Below are 16,174 nucleotides of genomic sequence, written 5' to 3'. Positions count from 1 at the left end.
AATTGGGCTTTTGATGTTGCGATGAGCACACGTTATTTCATGGTATTCCCGCAGGTTAGGTGTTGTGCGAATCCCGAACTTCGCGGGATGATATAATTATACCCGGGTATTGTTGGGGTAAGCGGTGCTGTTTGATGTTAAATAGAGCTATGAAAACAATTTCCATTGTCTCGCCATGCTTCAATGAAGAAGACAACGTGGCGAATTGTTACGAAACCGTAAAGTCGATTTTCGACACGGAACTGCCGGGCTACAGGCGCGAGCATATTTTCATCGACAATGCCTCCACGGACCGGACCGTGGATATCCTGCGCGAGATCGCCGCAAAGGATCCGGACGTGAAAGTGGTGGTCAATGCCCGCAATTTCGGAGTGTTCCGGTCAACCTTCAACGGGTTGCGCTATGCCACTGGTGACGGGGTTGTTGTCATGCTGCCTGTTGACCTACAAGACCCGCCCGAGCTGATCCCGGAGTTCGTCGAGTTGTGGGAAAGCGGCTATGACGTGGTGGCCGGTGCCCGCAGTACCCGAGAGGAGGGGTTCGTGATGCGTAATGCGCGCGGTCTTTTCTATCGGATCGTCAATGGCCTGTCGGACGTCTGGCTGGAACCATCGGTCGGAGAGTTTCAGCTGATTGACCGCAAAGTGCTTGAGGCAGTGCTGGCCCACAATGACCACTACCCTTATATCCGCGGCATCATTGCCAGCTGCGGCTTCCGCCGGATCATCAAACCTTATGTCTGGCAGGCGCGGAAAAGCGGCTTGACCAAGCACAGCTTGATGGCGCTGACCGATCAGGCGCTGAATGCTATTTTTTCTTTCACGCGTGCCCCGATGCGGTTCTGCACGATCAGCGGACTGGTGATTGCGGCCGGCTGTATTCTGTTTTCGCTCATTTCCGCGGTTTTGTTTTTCTTTAATCCCGATCAGGCGCCGCGCGGGACGACAACCATCATCGTATCCCTGTTTTTCCTGTCAGGTATCCAGATGCTGTTTATTGGAATGTTGGGGGAATACATCACCTCGATCCACAATCAGGTACGCGGCGGCCCCATCGTGACCGAGCAGGAGCGCATCAACATTGAAGGCCCTGCGCGGGATCCGGCACTGACTAGAGACGAGCGTCTGGCATGATTGCCGGTTTGAGTCGCGGCAAATGGTGCGGCCTTGCGCTTGTGATGGCGCTCTGCGCCAGCCCGGCCTGGGCTGTTGACGCACCGACCACCAATGCAACTCTGCCCGAGCTGCGCATATGGTTTGGGTGCATGGTGGTGGCCTCGGTGGTTTTTCTGGGCTTCTTCTGGCTGCGTGGTCAGGTTCTGTTTGGCATTCTGAGTGCAATGGCTCTCTTGGGCGTTGCAGCCCGGCTGTGGCTGACGCAACCGCTTTGGTTTCCACGCCTTGAGATCTCTGCAGACCCGCCTGAGAACCTGATCATGCTGGCGATACTGGCGATGCAGACGGCGGTGATCGGCGTTGTTCTCATACGGCCCTCAGGGCGCGCAGCCATCTGCGGTCTTTTCGCCAAAGCGGGGATATTTCGCCTGTTTCTGCTGATGGTTCTGGTTGCGGTTTTCAGTCTGTCGGCAACTCCTTATATCGCCTATGGCTATCATGTGGCCTATGGCTTGCAGATCGGTGTTGGCGGAGTGTTGTCACTGGTTCAACTGGCCACGCTATTGGCCATGTTTGTTGTGGTTGGGCCAGACCACATGCCGCGAATCCCAGTGGCTGGTTTGGCGGTGTTTGCGATTTTGGTCAGCGCCATACTGGCCTGGACAGCGTTCGATCGGGTGCCCCATGTCGAGGATGAGCTGGCCTATCTTTTTCAGGCACGGACCTTTGCGGCTGGCACGCTCTGGGCTCCGGCCCCGCCCGAAGCGGCACACCCCGCGCTGGAATATTATCTTCTCGAAATACATGAGGGCAAATGGATCAGTGTTCCGGCGCAGGGCTGGGCCATCGTTTTGAGCCTTGGGGTGCTGGTCGGGGCGCCATGGGTGATCAATCCGATCCTGACCGGGATATCGGTTTGGTTGGCCCATGACATTGTCCGCCGGGCTGTCAGCCGGGAACGCGCAGATATGGTCGCGTTGCTTATGGCAACCTCACCCTGGGTGCTGGCTGTTGGGGCCACGCTGATGAACCACGCGCTTATGCTGGTGACGATCTTACTGGCCTGGTGGTGTTTGATCCGGGCCGGAGAGGGGTCTGCCCGCCGGGCGGTATTACTGGCATTTGCCGCCGGGTTGGCCTTGGGATGGGGATTTGTCACCCGACCGTTGGACGGGCTGATCGTGGGTGGTCTGACAGGCCTGTGGGTGCTTCGCCGACTGCCTGCCGGGATCGGGCAAGTGCTTGCCTGCGGTGTCGGGGGCATCCTGTCCGGGTCTGTCGTTTTTCTGCTCAATCACGCGATCACGGGCGATCTGTTGTTGACCGCACAAGCCGACTATCTCAGCCGTCTGTGGCCGGACACGCAAAACGCATTTGGATTTGGGGAGAATGTGGGCCCGCCCGCCCAGAGCTGGGGCGCGCTGGATATCTGGAGCGGTCACAGTCCCGCCGAAGCCGTGTTGAACCTGATCAATGCGATTGCCTCGCTTAACCTCGAACTTCTGGGCTGGACATTCGGATCGCTGGTTCCGTTCTGGATCGTCTTTATCTGGCGCAAAAAGCTGACCGGGTTTGACCGTGCGATGCTGGTGATCTTTGCTGCCCTCGTGGCAGTTCTGTTCTTCTATTGGTTTACAGGCACCTTCTACCTCGGACCGCGCTATTGGCACACGGCATTGCTGCCTATCCTGGTTTTGTCCGCGGCTGGGATCGAGGCGATCAATGACCGGTTGCCCGAGCAGTATCGCGGCCGCCTGCATTGTGTCGTTCTGTTGCTCTGCGCCATTTCGGTTGTCAGTTTCACATCCTGGCGCGGTGTTTCGAAATATGACGGATATGGTGGGTATAGCGGTGACATCAGGCGACAGGTTGAAGCCGCTGATCTGGGCAATGCGTTGGTTTTTGTTTCGACAAAGGGGGATATAGGGTCTGCGCTTTATCTCAACGATCCGTTCCTGCCACAGAATAAACCGATCTTCCTCAATGATCTGGGGCCGGATCAGAACGCCGACATTATCGCTGCCTTCCCCGGACGCGAGGTTGTCTACCTAAGCGACGCAGACTGACACGCCCCGGGTCAGTCGGGTTTTCCCGAGCGCAATTACTCAGCAGCGTGCTGGTTTTCGGCGGCCACAAAGTTGCGTCTGAAATCATTGGCAAACATCGTCCGCGTGAACCGGCCCAACCCCGAGGCATGTTCACCAAAGGTGTCGATCCGGGACAGCAGGGTCGTTTTCACACGCGGATCGACCTGCGTCTGGAACTCACGCGGGGTGTCAAACTGATAATCACGCAAGGAGCCTTCATACCCCGAATTCCGCCAGGCCTCGACGTCGAATGACGAACTCCAGACCGGTTCATGCTCCAGACTCTGTGAAAAGGGAGCATGCAGCATCACGGCGCTGTAATAGTTGATGATCGTATCAAGCATCGCATGCGCTTCGTGATCACCCTCATCCAGCAGGTCCGAGATGGCCCGCTTCAGAAAAATAAGCGCTTCGTCCAGTACAATGAACCGGCCAATCATCGAGTATTTGCTGAGCAGATTGCCCCCCAGTTCACCGCTGATCAGGTCATCGTAATTGTCCTGCGCCCAAGCCACGCAATCGGCGCGGGTTTCAAACAGCTCAGCCTGGTTCTCTTCTAGATAACTAGCCAATGCATTGCGGAACGGCTCCGGTGCCTGATCCAGAATCTTTTGCATATGTTTGATGATCTGGAACGGTCGGATGTCCAGAGAACGCGCCAGCCGGAAGGCTTCTTCGAAATTGTCTTCATAATAGAAGATCGTCAGCAGCAGATGGAAAACACGGGTATCCAGGTAATCCTGGAACGAGAAATTCTCGGACTGGACCACCATTTCCTCGGTCTCGACCACGGTTGGTCCGTTATATTTGCCCAGGCATCGGGCAACGACTCGGTGCAGGGTTTTGAACCCAAATTCTTTGCGGCTGTCAGGATTGGCCAGTGGCGCGCCATGCAGGAGCATCAGCTGGTGTGCCGCCACCCGGCTGACACCGGTTTCGATCAGCTTGTCGACCGCATCCATAAAGGATTCCTTGGTCTCACCCGGCATGCACAGGATCAGCTCGCCATAGGATTGCATGCCCTTTGAATGAAGCTCCTGCTGCACCTCGGTATAGGTATCCAGACTGATGTTGTCGCGTTTGATGTTCTTCAGAACTACCGGATTCAGGGACTGGACCGACGAGGTCATTGGCAACCGGCCCTTGGCCTTACGCATCACCTTGATGATCCGGTCGCCGCGGTTTTTCCCGGTGGTTGTCCGGATGTATTTGGGCCAGTCGTATTTATCCATCAGATGGCCCAGATAGTCGGCCACCTCTTCGTCCTGCACATACATGCCGAAATTGTCGTCAGCAAAACACAAAGGGCTGGCGTGGTTGATGCGGGCTACGATGTAATCCAGATCGGCCTTGGTCCGCTCGAACGAATGGCGGAAAACTTTTGAGTTCGATTTGACCGCCGAGTTGCAGAATGCGCAGGTGAACGGACAGCCGCGGGCCAGCTGCATCAGTGCAAACAGGCCGGTGTCAAAGAACTTGTCCATCAGCCCGGCAAGATAGGGTGACGGGATTTCGTCCAGATTGCGGATGCGGGGCGGCTCACTCCCGCGCAGGATCTCTCCGGTTTTCGGGTGCACGTAAAGCGCGCCATCGACGGCCTCTTCCCACATGCCTTCGCGGCGGGCGCCAACATCGATGAACCGTTGCAGCGTGCTCAGGAAGGCGCGCTCGCCCTCATAGGTGGGGCCGCGCACATGCATGTCGATCTGTGGCATGGTCCGGATCCAGCTGTCCTGTTCTTCTTCGGTCAACGGAAAGTTGGGGCCGCCCATCAGCGTCAGAACATTGGGGTCGATCGCTTTCACGTAGTCGGCAAAGGACAGGGCCAGATGATGGTTCCAGGAATAGCTTGAGAAACCGATGATGTCGGGTGCCGCCGCATCAATGGCTGCCTTCAATTCCTGAGGGTCGCGGAAGATTGCAACTTCCAACGGTGTCGGGCTTTTGGCATAGGTTTTGGCAAAAGTAGCAAGATTGCCGACACCCAGCGGATAGGTGTCCGACGTAGCGGTAACGAGGTTATGGCCGAGATCGGCAAGGTAAAGACGCATTAGTTAACTATCCTCGCGGTACAGTTCTTATGTCAAATTTTTGGCTCCATGGTCGGTTTGGACTTCGATGGCCAATGTGCCGGATTGTTATTTTTAATCATCTTCAAACACTCTGCTGCCAGGGGAAGTGACCCGTCAACACCCTGGAGATCATGATGAAGGCCAGGATGGCGGTGGGCAAAACAAGTACCCCCTGCGCGATGATCGGTTGCAGACCGGCGGACAGCAAACCCTCAAGCGAAAGGGCGTTGAACGCGTAGACGAACAGATAGGACAGCACGTAATAGGGCAAACGCCCAAAACCCTTGGTGTCGAAGACAAGCCGGGCGTGGGTCATGAAGTTCCACAAAACTCCACCAGAAAACGAAATCGCCAGTGCGGCTTGCGGTGGCAGGCCTGACAGGCTGAGGCCGGTAAACAGCGCATAGCCAAACGCCGTATTCAGTACCCCGACCAAAGCGAAGCGCATGAATGATTTCTTTCGGGGGATGAGCAGCTTTTTCATACGCGGGCCCCTTCTGTACAAAGAATGTCCGCCACCCCTGAAGCGATATTGTGTTGCGGGGTAAACCCGGCTTCGTTCCGCAGCCGGGTCACATCCGCTGCAAGCCGGTCGGGATCATTTGCCGCGCGGGAGATAGCCCCCAGCCGGATCAGGTCAGGGTGATGCATCTGGTTTGCGACCTCTTCAATCAACTGCCGGACCGGGACGGCGGTGCCGCTGGCGACATTGATCGCGCCGGTGACATTGGTTTCCAGTAAAAGCGCCAGCGCGCGCGCCAGATCATCGACATGCAGGAAATCCCGTTCCTGTCGTCCATCGGTGCAATCTACGGGCTCACCTATCTTCAGATTTGAAATCAGATCGCCAAACAACCGGCCCGGCGGTTCATCCGGTCCGTAGACAAAGAAAATGCGGGCCCAGGCCAGAGACAAGCCAAGCACATCCTGGCCTGCGCTCAGCGCCAGACCGGTCGCAGCCTTTGCGGCCCCGTACAGGGTCCGGGGCCGCAAAGGTGTTGCTTCGGTCAGCTCCGGCACCGACCAGTCATATTCGGCACAGCTTCCGGCGCAGACCACACGCCGCCCGCCTGTACGCGCAAACTCCCGCACCAAGTGCAGCGTGGCGGCCATCCAGTCCAGATTGGCCGGGGAATCCCAGCGGTCGCGTGGTCCGTCATGCCAGGCCAGATGAACCAGATGGCTGGCGCGGGTTGTTTCAAGGGCCGCTGTGGTGGCGCTGGGGTCCAGCAGGTCACAGGGGATATCGCTTGTCGGGTTGCGGCCCAGCGTCACCACCTCATGGCCCGCCTGTGTCAGAGCCGGAACCGTCGCGCGTCCGATCAATCCGGTTGCGCCGGTCAGCAGAACCCGTGCCATCAGCTGATCCTGACTTCCGGCACGGCGGTCACGAACCGTACCTTCAGGTCGTACAGTTGCCCGATGACCTCATCCCGGATGTTCCAGGGCAGGATCAGCACGTAATCCGGCGGCGCCTCGCGCAGGGTTTCGACCCCATGCACGGGGATATGGCTGCCGGGCAGCAGCGTGTTCTGCTTGGCCGGGTTGCGGTCGACGCAGTAAGAGATCAGATCGGGGCCGATCCCGGCATAGTTCAGCAGCGTATTGCCCTTGGCAGCGGCACCGTAGGCGGCAACCGTGTCGCCCCGCGCCTTTGTTTCACGCAGGAAGGCAAGCAACCCATCGCGCAACGCTTCGACCTGAGTGGTGAAGTTCATGTAGCCCTCAGGCCGGTCGAACTGTGCCGCAGTCTCGTCCGCGCGGACCTTGGCCAGGCCCGGCCCTTCGGGGTGGCTGGCCTCTTCAAGGCAGGCATAAACCCGCAGCGATCCGCCATGGGTCGGCAGCTCTTCGACGTCGAAGACGCGCAAACCCGCCTTGGCAAAGATTGCCTCGACCGCCAGCAGCGACAGATAGGAATAGTGTTCGTGATAGATCGTGTCGAACTGCACGCTTTTGATCAGGTTCAGAAGGTGCGGAAATTCAACTGTATAGACCGCGTCCCCCGTCAGCAGGGTGGCGATGCCGGCAACGAAATCGTTGATGTCAGGCACATGCGCCAGCACATTGGCCGAGGCAATCAGGGCCGGGGGTTTCTCGACCGCAGCAACCTTTCGGGCCAGCGCCTCGCCGAAATAATCGACCAGCGTGCGCACACCCCTTTCCTGTGCCGCCGCCGCCACATTGCCTGAAGGTTCGATCCCCAGAACCGGGATGCCTTTTTCAACGAAATACTGCAGCAGATACCCGTCATTCGAGGCGATCTCGATCACCAGATCGTCCGGCCCGAGATCAAACCGATTGACCATTTTTTCCACGTAATCCCGGCAATGGGCCAGCCAGCTGTCCGAGAAGCTGGAGAAATAGGCGTAATCGGTCGAAAAAATCTCTTCCGCCGGTACGACATCATCCACCTGAACCAACCAGCATTCGGTGCAGACGCGGGCGTGCAATGGATAGACCGGGTCCGGTTTGTCCGCTTTCGCGGGGTCCACATAGGAATTGGCCAGAGGGGACAGTCCGAGATCGACAAGCGTCATCTCAAGGTCCGCGCCGCAATGGCGGCAGGTGGGATGGGTCGCGCCGGTCATACCTGTCTCATGCTCAGTGTTTCGAATTCGGCAATCTGGGCGTGGCACAGCTCGGTTGCCGGAGTGCCGCGGGCCCAGCCCGCATACCAGTCTGCCGTCAGCCTGACGGTGTCGTCAAAACTCAGAACCGGGCGCCAGCCAAGCAGTGCACGCGCCTGCGATACATCCAGCCGGAGCATCTTGGCCTCATGCGGCGTATCCGCCGGGGTGTCGATATCGATCCGGCCCTGCCCAAGCGCCTTGATGACCGCCTGGGCTACATCCAGAACCGGGCGTTCATCGTCACGTTCGGGGCCAAAATTCCATCCCGCTGCGAAGGCACCGTCCTGTTCGAGCTTCTGGGCCAGCATCATGTACCCCCTGAGAGGTTCCAGAACATGTTGCCAGGGGCGGATTGCGCCGGGATAGCGTAATACGACGCGTCCTTCATCGCTCAGACAACCGCGCACGATATCGGGAACCAAACGGTCTTCGGCCCAGTCGCCACCGCCAATGACATTGCCCGCGCGTGCGCTGGCAATCCGGGCCGGATGTGGATCGGCAGCATCCGGTGAATAATAGCTGCGCCGCATTGCTGCGACCGCTATTTCGGTCGCACCCTTCGATGCGGAATATGGATCATGCCCGCCCATCGGGTCGGTTTCGCGATAGCCCCAGACCTGTTCGACATTCTCGTAGGCCTTGTCCGAGGTTGCCACCACCACCGCGCGCAGGCTCGGGGCTGCACGCAGTGCGTCCAAAAGCTGAACCGTGCCCAGAACATTGGTGGCGAAGGTCTCAACCGGAGTGCGATAAGAGCGCCGGACCAGGGATTGCGCTGCCAGATGAAATACGAATTCAGGATCGGTTTCCGCGATGATCCGGTCCAGGGCCGCGCGATCATTCAGGTCGCCGGTGACCGACCTTATTTTGCGCTGATCCAGCAATGCCCAGAGATTGGGTTTCGTTTCGGGGGCAAGGGCGTATCCGGCGACTTCTGCACCAGCCTCGGTCAGCCAGGCAGCCAGCCAGGCGCCTTTGAAGCCGGTATGCCCGGTTACAAGCACCCTACGTCCGGAAAATGCGCTCGCACTCATTCCCAGATTTTCCACGGCGCATTGCCTGTGGCCCAGTGTTCTTCCAGTTCCTGGCGTTCGCGAATAGTGTCCATGGGCTGCCAGAAGCCTTTATGTTCAAAGGCCATCAGCTCGCCATCGCGCGTCAGGTTCATCAGGGGGCTGCGTTCCCAGGCGGTATCGTCGCCGTCAATGTAATCGCCCACTTTGGGGGACAGCACAAAAAACCCGCCATTGATCAGCCCACCATCCCCGACGGGTTTTTCAGAGAAATTCAGGACCTGATTGCTCTGCAGCTCGAGCTGGCCGAAGCGGCGGGGCGGAGGAACTGCCGTGACGGTTGCGAGCTTGCCATGCGCCCGGTGAAAATCGATCACGGCCCGAATGTCGATATCACCAACACCGTCGCCATAGGTCAGGCAGAACGCTTCTTCATCCTTGAGCAGATGCATGACCCGGCGAAGTCGCCCGCCAGTCTGGCTGTCGTCTCCGGTGTCGATCAATGTCACGCGCCACGGTTCTGACTTGCTGTTTGCAATTTCAAGACCGCCATTGGCCAGATCGATCGTAACGTCCGAGTTATGCAGAAAGAAATTCGCGAAGAATTCCTTGATGACATAACCTTTGTACCCCAGGCAGACGATGAAATCAGTGACGCCATGGGCCGCGTAGATTTTCATGATATGCCAGATGATCGGCTTACCACCGATCTCGACCATGGGTTTTGGAATCTTGACGGTTTCTTCGCTGAGCCGCGTGCCTAAGCCGCCGGCCAGAATAACGCACTTCATAAAATTGCTCCCTCGTTAACAACGAGACTGGCTACCAATACACTCGTCTTAACCCGGATCTGGGCATCTAGGTTATTGCAAACATTCGCACGCATTAGGACGACAGCGCCGCCACCCTGTCAAGATTCACAAAGCCACGAGTCGTGAGGCACTGAATTTCCTGTTGCCTTGACGCTCAACCATACACAATGGGTGGAAAGAGACGATATTGTTGACGCGCTCTTTCAGCCGGGCAATCCAGTGAAGAACATCACAGAGATAGCGCTCAAAAGAGCTCATATTCAGGGCCGTACATGTTGTATCAGAATTGCGCGGAGCAAATGCACGTTTCACACCTGCGGGAAATTTTGACAAAGCTATACCGGTCAGAAAACATCGTTACGATTCAAATTATTGGAAAAAGCGCATGCGGTTTAGGACTGTATAGGAGACAGAGGTTTTCACCAATTCTGAACCGGTTTTCGACACAGGCGATCTGGTTCGCATCTGCCCCCTCTCTCTGTGGGATGGACAGCGGGTGCGGTTCGTCTAATCAGGGTGCCGATTTTCTGTACGGAAGGCCGGGCTTCAAAACTCAGGCCCTCTGTTTAAGGGGCTGACAGGATTTTGTTGTGAATCCCGGATAACCTCTTGTAGCCTTAGGTAAGTGTTTTGGTATGGGTGTTAGTCATTTGAAAAAAGATATTGTTCCCGTTGTAGTCATCGGTGGCGGCCCAGCCGGGCTGACAGCCGCCTATGAACTGCAAAAATTGAGCGGCACACATGTTCTCCGGGTCTTTGAAGCTTCGGATATGGTGGGCGGCATTTCCCGAACTGAAACGCATAAAGGGTACCGCTTTGACATAGGCGGGCACCGGTTTTTCACCAAGGTGCGTGAGGTCGAGGACATGTGGCATGAGGTGATGGGGGATGATTTCATCACCGTGCAACGCCTGAGCCGCATCTTCTACCGCAACAAGTTTTATGATTATCCGCTGCGGATCTTCAACGCTTTGGGCAATATCGGCCCTTACGAGACCTACAAGATCATCGGTAGCTTCATCAAATGGAAGCTGCGGCCCAAACCGCAGGAAGACACGTTCGAAGAATGGGTGATCAATCGCTTTGGCGGACGGCTCTACATGCATTTCTTCCACAGCTACACCAAGAAGGTCTGGGGTATTCCACCGTCGGAAATCCGGGCCGACTGGGCCGCGCAGCGGATCAAGAACCTGTCCCTGCCCAAGGCGGTCTGGAATGCGATTTCGGGTGCCAATGATACGGCCAGCCTGATCGAGGAATTCCAGTATCCCCGCCTGGGCCCTGGCATGATGTGGGAAAAGACCCGCGATCTGATCCAGGAAAAGGGCGGTTCGGTCGAAACCCGTTCCGAAGTGGTGAAGGTGAACCGCGATGGCAACCGCGTCACGTCGATTGATGTGCGTCATTGGGACGAAAACGGTGACAAAACAACCGAACGGGTCGAGGGTGAGGAATTCATCAATTCGATGGCCGTGCGCGATCTGATCCATTCCTTTGATCCACCACCACCGTCCGAGGTGGTCGAGGCTGCCGATCGCCTGAAGTATCGCGATTTCCTGATCGTGACCTTGATTCTGGATCACGCCGATCCGTTCCCGGACAACTGGATTTACATCCACAGTCCCAAGGTGAAGGTCGGTCGCATTCAGAATTTCCGCGCCTGGTCCAAGGAAATGCTACCCGACCAGAATACTGCCTCGATCGGGATGGAGTATTTCTGCCAGAAGGGCGACGGGCTTTGGTCCTCCTCCAACGAGGATCTCAAACACCTCGCCAGTGAGGAACTTGAAAAGCTTGGTCTGGCCAAAGCCAGTGATGTCATCGATTGTGCGGTTATCCGGCAACCCAAGGCCTATCCGGTCTATGACAGCGAATACAAAGAGGCACTGGACACGGTCAGTGACTGGCTGAAGACGCTGGAAAACTTCCAGACCGTGGGTCGCAATGGTCTGCACCGCTATAACAATCAGGATCATTCGATGCTGTCGGCGATGTATGCCGCCCGCAATATCATGGGCGAGAACTACGACGTCTGGGACGTGAATGTGGAACGCTCCTACCATGAAGAGTTTGAAGCCAACCCCAAGAAAACGGCTGCGCCAAAAAAAAACTTTCGTAAAAGCACGGCGCTCTGATCCTTAGCCAGGAACTGCGGTGCTTGTGGGTTTGTTTCTGATTGACGTGTTGGGATGATATGTGTCCGGCCAGATGGTGATGTGATCGCGTAATCTGGCGACTTCCCGGCCTTCGTCCTGATGGTCCAGTCCGCATCGTAGCCAAACTTCGGCCAGCAAAAGCCGCAACCGAAGGTCCGGGGCCGTTTCGGTGATTACGTCGTGCATTTGGGTCCGGGTCAGGCCGATCAGGTCCCGCAGATGGGCGTTCCTGAAGTATTCAGGACGAATTTCCAGTCGCTGAAATACCGTCGTCTGTGTCGCGTTCTTGATACGGGGGCTCAGGTTGCGCGGGACATAACGATTGGCGACTTCTTCAACGACCCATTTGTTGCGAACAAACGGATGAGCGTTCCCGAAGGCAAAGGGCGAAAGCCGGAGTTTATGCCGGGTCGGAAGATTGACGGAAAACCGGGCTAATCGGGTATCCAAAAACGGAAGCCGCACTTCGATACCTGCGGCCATGCCCATCGTGTCATTGAGATGCAAAAGCTCTGACAGGGGATGGCGCATGCGATCCAGCGTCCATTGTCTGCCGTGATCCCTGGGGTTTTGTGGCGATGCGTTGTGATGGCAGGAGATCTCCTGCAGCTCTCTCTGTTTTGCATGGTCATGCACCAGCTTTTTTGCGCGCTTCGTAGTCAGGATGGGCCCTATGCCCGACATTGCCTGCACCCGGCGCATCAGCCGTCTGTATCCATCGTTCAAACGCTTTCGCCCAAACCGGGGATTTTCGAGGAACAATTCGTCTGCGCCTGCACCAGAAATCAGACCTTTCATTCCGGAATCAGTTGCAAGCCGGGCTGCCATCATCAGTGGCGTGCAATTTGCAGGTTTTGAGGGGGGGCGTTCATAGTGCCGAATGACTCGGGGAAGCATGTCAATAAAATCGCACTCATCGACATCGGTAACGTGCAACTCCAGTTTAAGACTTCTGGCCAGGTTGCGAGCCGCGTCAACTTCACTGCGTTCACCTTTCACATTGGCATGGAACAACGGCAGGTTTTGATGTTGTGCTGCTGCTATGGCAGCAATCAGTGACGAATCCACACCGCCTGAACAAAAAGCCCCAACAGGCGCTTCGGCGAACAAATGCGCGGCCAAGGATTTGTGCATCAGATCCGCAAACTCATCGACAATTTCGGGCGTGGGCAAGCCGTCAAGCCGGGTCATTTCATCGGGGTCGAAGAAATCGTTCAATCGGAAGAAAGATGAAACCTTGATCTTGTCCGGCCCGTCAAACTGCAGGCAAGTCCCTGGGATCAGGCTCCGGATGCCGTTATAGAAGGTCTGGCCCGGATCTGGTTCTCCGGAATTCATCAGATAAGCTGTTACCGAGTTGATGTCCGGCTGTAATGTCATCCACGGCTCGAACGCCTTTATTTCCGAAGCAAACAGAAAGGCGCGGCCTTCTTTGGTCGGGCTCTGCACCCAATAAAGCGGCTTCATTCCGAAGCGATCCCTTGCCAGCAGAACCTGCCGCGTGCTTCGATCAACAAAAGCAAGTCCAAACATGCCTTCGAACCGGATCAGTGCGTTCGAACCCCATTGGATCAGACTGTGTAAAACAACCTCGGTATCGGAAGTTGTCCGGAAGGAAATTCCCAGTGCTTCCAACTCAGACCGCAAGGACCTGAAGTTGTAGACTTCACCAGTGTAGGCAAGGGTGTAACGGCCCGTTGGGTCCGTGAAAGGCTGATCCGACCGTATATCGGTATCGACAAGGGACAGGCGTTGGTGCGCCAACCCAAGGCCGGGTTCTGTCAGAATATGGCTGGCATCCGGGCCGCGATAACGTATGGAAAACGCGCTTTTGCGCAGCCGCAGATTGTCAGGGGTTTGTGCTGCATCCTCTGGAAAGATACCAAACAGGCCACACATTCGGAACTCCGGTATTACAGTAGGTTAGCGAGGCAAAACCCGCCATATCAGATTCTGATCGCTTTCGACGGCGGGTCAGATGCACTATAGGAAAAGCGGAATGAATGGCACATGTCAGCCTTTGTCATGCCCTGTTCATGTTCGCTGCGCGTGTCAGCTATGAGGGTCTGATGAAAATACTTGTTGCCGAAGACGACGATACGCTGCGCAATAATCTTGGTTGCCTGATGCGAGCGCGTGGTGATGTCGTGCGGCTGGCTGAAAACGGCAATGACGCGCTGTTTCTGGGGGAAACCGAAGATTGGGATGTCATCGTTCTGGATCTGGGGTTGCCGGGACTGGACGGGCTTTCGGTTCTGCACGAATGGCGCAGTCGCAATATGGCGACTCCGGTTCTGATTCTGTCGGCACGTGACAGTTGGAATGACATCGTATCCGGGCTACGCAGCGGGGCTGACGACTATCTGGCAAAACCCTTTCACTCCGAAGAACTCATGGCACGGCTCGAAGCCTTGGTGCGGCGCGCAAGCGGACGCGGCGCACCCTCGATTGAAGTCGGGGACCTGTCAGTTCTGCCCGATGAAAAGACAGCCTATTTCAAGGGTCGGACAGTTTCGCTGACCGCGTTTGAATTTCGCGCTCTGGAGCATCTTGCCCGGCATGCGGGTTCGGTCGTCAGCCGGGCAGACCTGATTGAGCATATCTATGCCGAGGAGATAGACTTGAATTCAAACGTCATCGACGTTTTGATCTCGCGCTTGCGCCGCAAGATGGCGGCCTCTTTGGTGGAAACCGTGCGCAGGCAAGGTTATCGGATTCCCACAGATGATCGGTGACTGGGCCACGATTCCACGTCGCGTATCGATTGCGTCAATCGCGATATGTTGTGCCGTACTTGGACTTGGCGCAGCTATTTTCATTCAGCTCTATCGCGTTCAGGAAATCCGCGAACTGGAATTGCTTCTGGCCCAGGACCTGTTGATCGAATCCAGCCGGATTACTTTGAACGGGACCGACATAGAGCTGTCCGAAGGAGTTGGGCGCGGAATTTATGACCTGGCAGAAGTAAACTGGGTTTGGCAGCTTATCGAAGATCAGGAGGGGGGGGGCTCCAGGATTCTGTTTCAATCTCTGTCACTTGGCCCGGTCACCGCGAACAGCAGGGTCCTTGCCGTACCGCCCTCGGGCAAGGGTGATTTCATAAGCCCTAACGGAGGCTTTGTGCGCGGTATATCTGCCCCCTTTCCGGGAGCCGCGCCCGAAGAAGGGTTGAGCTTTCGGATTGCGGCGCCCATGCGACGTGTCAGCGAAGGAATTCGCAGCGCGACCCAGCTGGTTGCACTGGTTTTCTTCGGTATCGCCCTGACGGTTTCGGTTTCAGTCTATTTTACAGTAAACCGGGGTCTCAGACCGCTCAAACGGCTCAGCGAATCTGTCAAAGCCATGCGCCAGCAGGATACGATCATTGATGGGAAAAACTGGCCGCCAGACTTGATCCCAGTGGTTGATGAGTTGCGAGAGCTGCATCGTCGCAACAACACAAATCTTGAAAAAACTCGTAGGAAGAATGCCGAATTGGCGCATGGATTGAAAACGCCGCTGGCCGCTCTGATCCGCGTTGCCGAAGCGCTGGATGATGACAGGCGCGAGCAGATTATTGGCCTTGTCGATCGGATGACGCGGGTCATCAAGCGCAACCTCAGCCGCGCCCGGACCGAACGTCCTTATGGCAAATCTTCAGCCGTTCGCACCAGCGCCGAAGACGTAATGTATGCGCTTGGTGTTATTTTCAGAGACCGAATGCCCGAGGTGGAAATCACCATTGATGCCGGAATGATATTTTTCGGCGAGATGGCGGACATTCAGGAAATTTTTGGCAACCTGATGGAAAACGCGTGTTTCTGGGCCGAAAGCCACGTGCGTATTTCAGCGATCGCAGAGGGAAAGGATATGATTAAGCTTTGCATCGAAGACGATGGCCCAGGTATGGAGCAAGGTCGGCAAATGTCCGACATGTCCACCGGTGAAGACAGGGGTGAACGCGGGTTAGGCTTGTTGATTGTCCGAGATATAGCCGAGCTTTATGGGGGAATGGTCAATATTGGGAAATCTGCTCTGGGCGGGGCGAAAGTGTCGGTCATACTGCCTGGATGGATCGAAACGTCGAAATGATGCCGATACGGCTATTTGTTTCCCTGATATCATCAATGTGGGTATGCTTGCAGTATTGATATCACATTGCGCATGCAATCCATCCGCTGGACATAAAACACGCAACCAGATGAGAGTTACATGTTATCAGTAGATTGGTTGATTGAAGACATATGCTTTCAGCCGATATCCAGTATGCCTTTCATTGGGTAATCGTCGACTGCTGTATTTGATGA

At 56.2% G+C, this 16,174-nt stretch carries 12 protein-coding genes; 5 read left to right on the top strand and 7 right to left on the bottom strand.

Translation table 11 applies throughout. The features are described 5' to 3' along the window. The first annotated feature begins 149 nt into the window (after positions 1-149). Positions 150-1,133 carry a glycosyltransferase family 2 protein gene (locus tag AC2FLO_RS05500; protein ID WP_394389148.1) on the top strand — a complete coding sequence of 328 codons (984 nt, stop codon included), beginning with the start codon at positions 150-152 and terminating at the stop codon, positions 1,131-1,133. After that, on the top strand, positions 1,130-3,181 hold the full coding sequence (locus AC2FLO_RS05495) for a glycosyltransferase family 39 protein (protein ID WP_496754320.1): 2,052 nt from the start codon (positions 1,130-1,132) through the stop codon (positions 3,179-3,181). The genes AC2FLO_RS05500 and AC2FLO_RS05495 overlap by 4 nt, the downstream gene beginning before the upstream one ends. 35 nt (positions 3,182-3,216) lie before the next feature. On the opposite strand, the gene AC2FLO_RS05490 is transcribed toward AC2FLO_RS05495, so the two are convergent. The 6 genes from AC2FLO_RS05490 to rfbF form a co-directional block, all read right to left on the bottom strand. Then, positions 3,217-5,253, bottom strand: coding sequence for a B12-binding domain-containing radical SAM protein (locus AC2FLO_RS05490; protein WP_496754321.1), 2,037 nt, complete (start codon positions 5,251-5,253; stop codon positions 3,217-3,219). A 103-nt stretch (positions 5,254-5,356) separates the two neighbouring features. Beyond that, the gene (locus tag AC2FLO_RS05485) at positions 5,357-5,758 is read right to left on the bottom strand and encodes a GtrA family protein (protein WP_209599288.1); all 402 of its coding nucleotides are present in this window, start codon (positions 5,756-5,758) and stop codon (positions 5,357-5,359) included. Beyond that, positions 5,755-6,633 carry an NAD-dependent epimerase/dehydratase family protein gene (locus tag AC2FLO_RS05480; protein WP_496806769.1) on the bottom strand — a complete coding sequence of 293 codons (879 nt, stop codon included), beginning with the start codon at positions 6,631-6,633 and terminating at the stop codon, positions 5,755-5,757. The genes AC2FLO_RS05485 and AC2FLO_RS05480 overlap by 4 nt, the downstream gene beginning before the upstream one ends. Further along, positions 6,633-7,865 carry a methyltransferase domain-containing protein gene (locus AC2FLO_RS05475; protein WP_496754324.1) on the bottom strand — a complete coding sequence of 411 codons (1,233 nt, stop codon included), beginning with the start codon at positions 7,863-7,865 and terminating at the stop codon, positions 6,633-6,635. Before AC2FLO_RS05475 ends, AC2FLO_RS05480 begins: the two co-directional genes overlap by 1 nt. Continuing rightward, the gene (rfbG, locus tag AC2FLO_RS05470; RefSeq protein WP_496754326.1) at positions 7,862-8,941 is read right to left on the bottom strand and encodes a CDP-glucose 4,6-dehydratase; all 1,080 of its coding nucleotides are present in this window, start codon (positions 8,939-8,941) and stop codon (positions 7,862-7,864) included. Before rfbG ends, AC2FLO_RS05475 begins: the two co-directional genes overlap by 4 nt. Continuing rightward, the gene (gene rfbF / locus AC2FLO_RS05465) at positions 8,938-9,711 is read right to left on the bottom strand and encodes a glucose-1-phosphate cytidylyltransferase (RefSeq protein ID WP_496754327.1); all 774 of its coding nucleotides are present in this window, start codon (positions 9,709-9,711) and stop codon (positions 8,938-8,940) included. The genes rfbG and rfbF overlap by 4 nt, the downstream gene beginning before the upstream one ends. Positions 9,712-10,382: 671 nt before the next feature. Between rfbF and AC2FLO_RS05460 the strand changes: the two genes are divergently transcribed. Further along, the gene (locus AC2FLO_RS05460; protein ID WP_496754328.1) at positions 10,383-11,867 is read left to right on the top strand and encodes an NAD(P)/FAD-dependent oxidoreductase; all 1,485 of its coding nucleotides are present in this window, start codon (positions 10,383-10,385) and stop codon (positions 11,865-11,867) included. Between the two features lie 3 nt (positions 11,868-11,870). Here AC2FLO_RS05460 and asnB read toward each other — a convergent pair whose 3' ends face one another. Further along, complete coding sequence (gene asnB / locus AC2FLO_RS05455) at positions 11,871-13,787, bottom strand: asparagine synthase (glutamine-hydrolyzing) (RefSeq protein WP_496811647.1); 1,917 nt, start codon at positions 13,785-13,787, stop codon at positions 11,871-11,873. A gap of 104 nt (positions 13,788-13,891) precedes the next feature. Here asnB and AC2FLO_RS05450 point away from each other — a divergent pair, with 104 nt between their 5' ends. Together AC2FLO_RS05450 and AC2FLO_RS05445 are read left to right on the top strand one after the other, a co-directional pair. After that, positions 13,892-14,623 carry a response regulator transcription factor gene (locus AC2FLO_RS05450; protein WP_394389128.1) on the top strand — a complete coding sequence of 244 codons (732 nt, stop codon included), beginning with the start codon at positions 13,892-13,894 and terminating at the stop codon, positions 14,621-14,623. Further along, positions 14,613-15,959 (top strand): sensor histidine kinase, encoded by a 1,347-nt coding sequence (locus AC2FLO_RS05445; protein WP_496754332.1) that lies wholly within the window; start codon positions 14,613-14,615, stop codon positions 15,957-15,959. The genes AC2FLO_RS05450 and AC2FLO_RS05445 overlap by 11 nt, the downstream gene beginning before the upstream one ends. The last annotated feature ends 215 nt before the right edge of the window (positions 15,960-16,174 follow it).

The sequence above is a fragment of the Ruegeria sp. TASC047 genome, assembly GCF_059612445.1.
The sequence above is the reverse complement of the archived record's forward strand: the minus strand, read 5'-3'. Positions and strand labels throughout refer to the sequence as shown.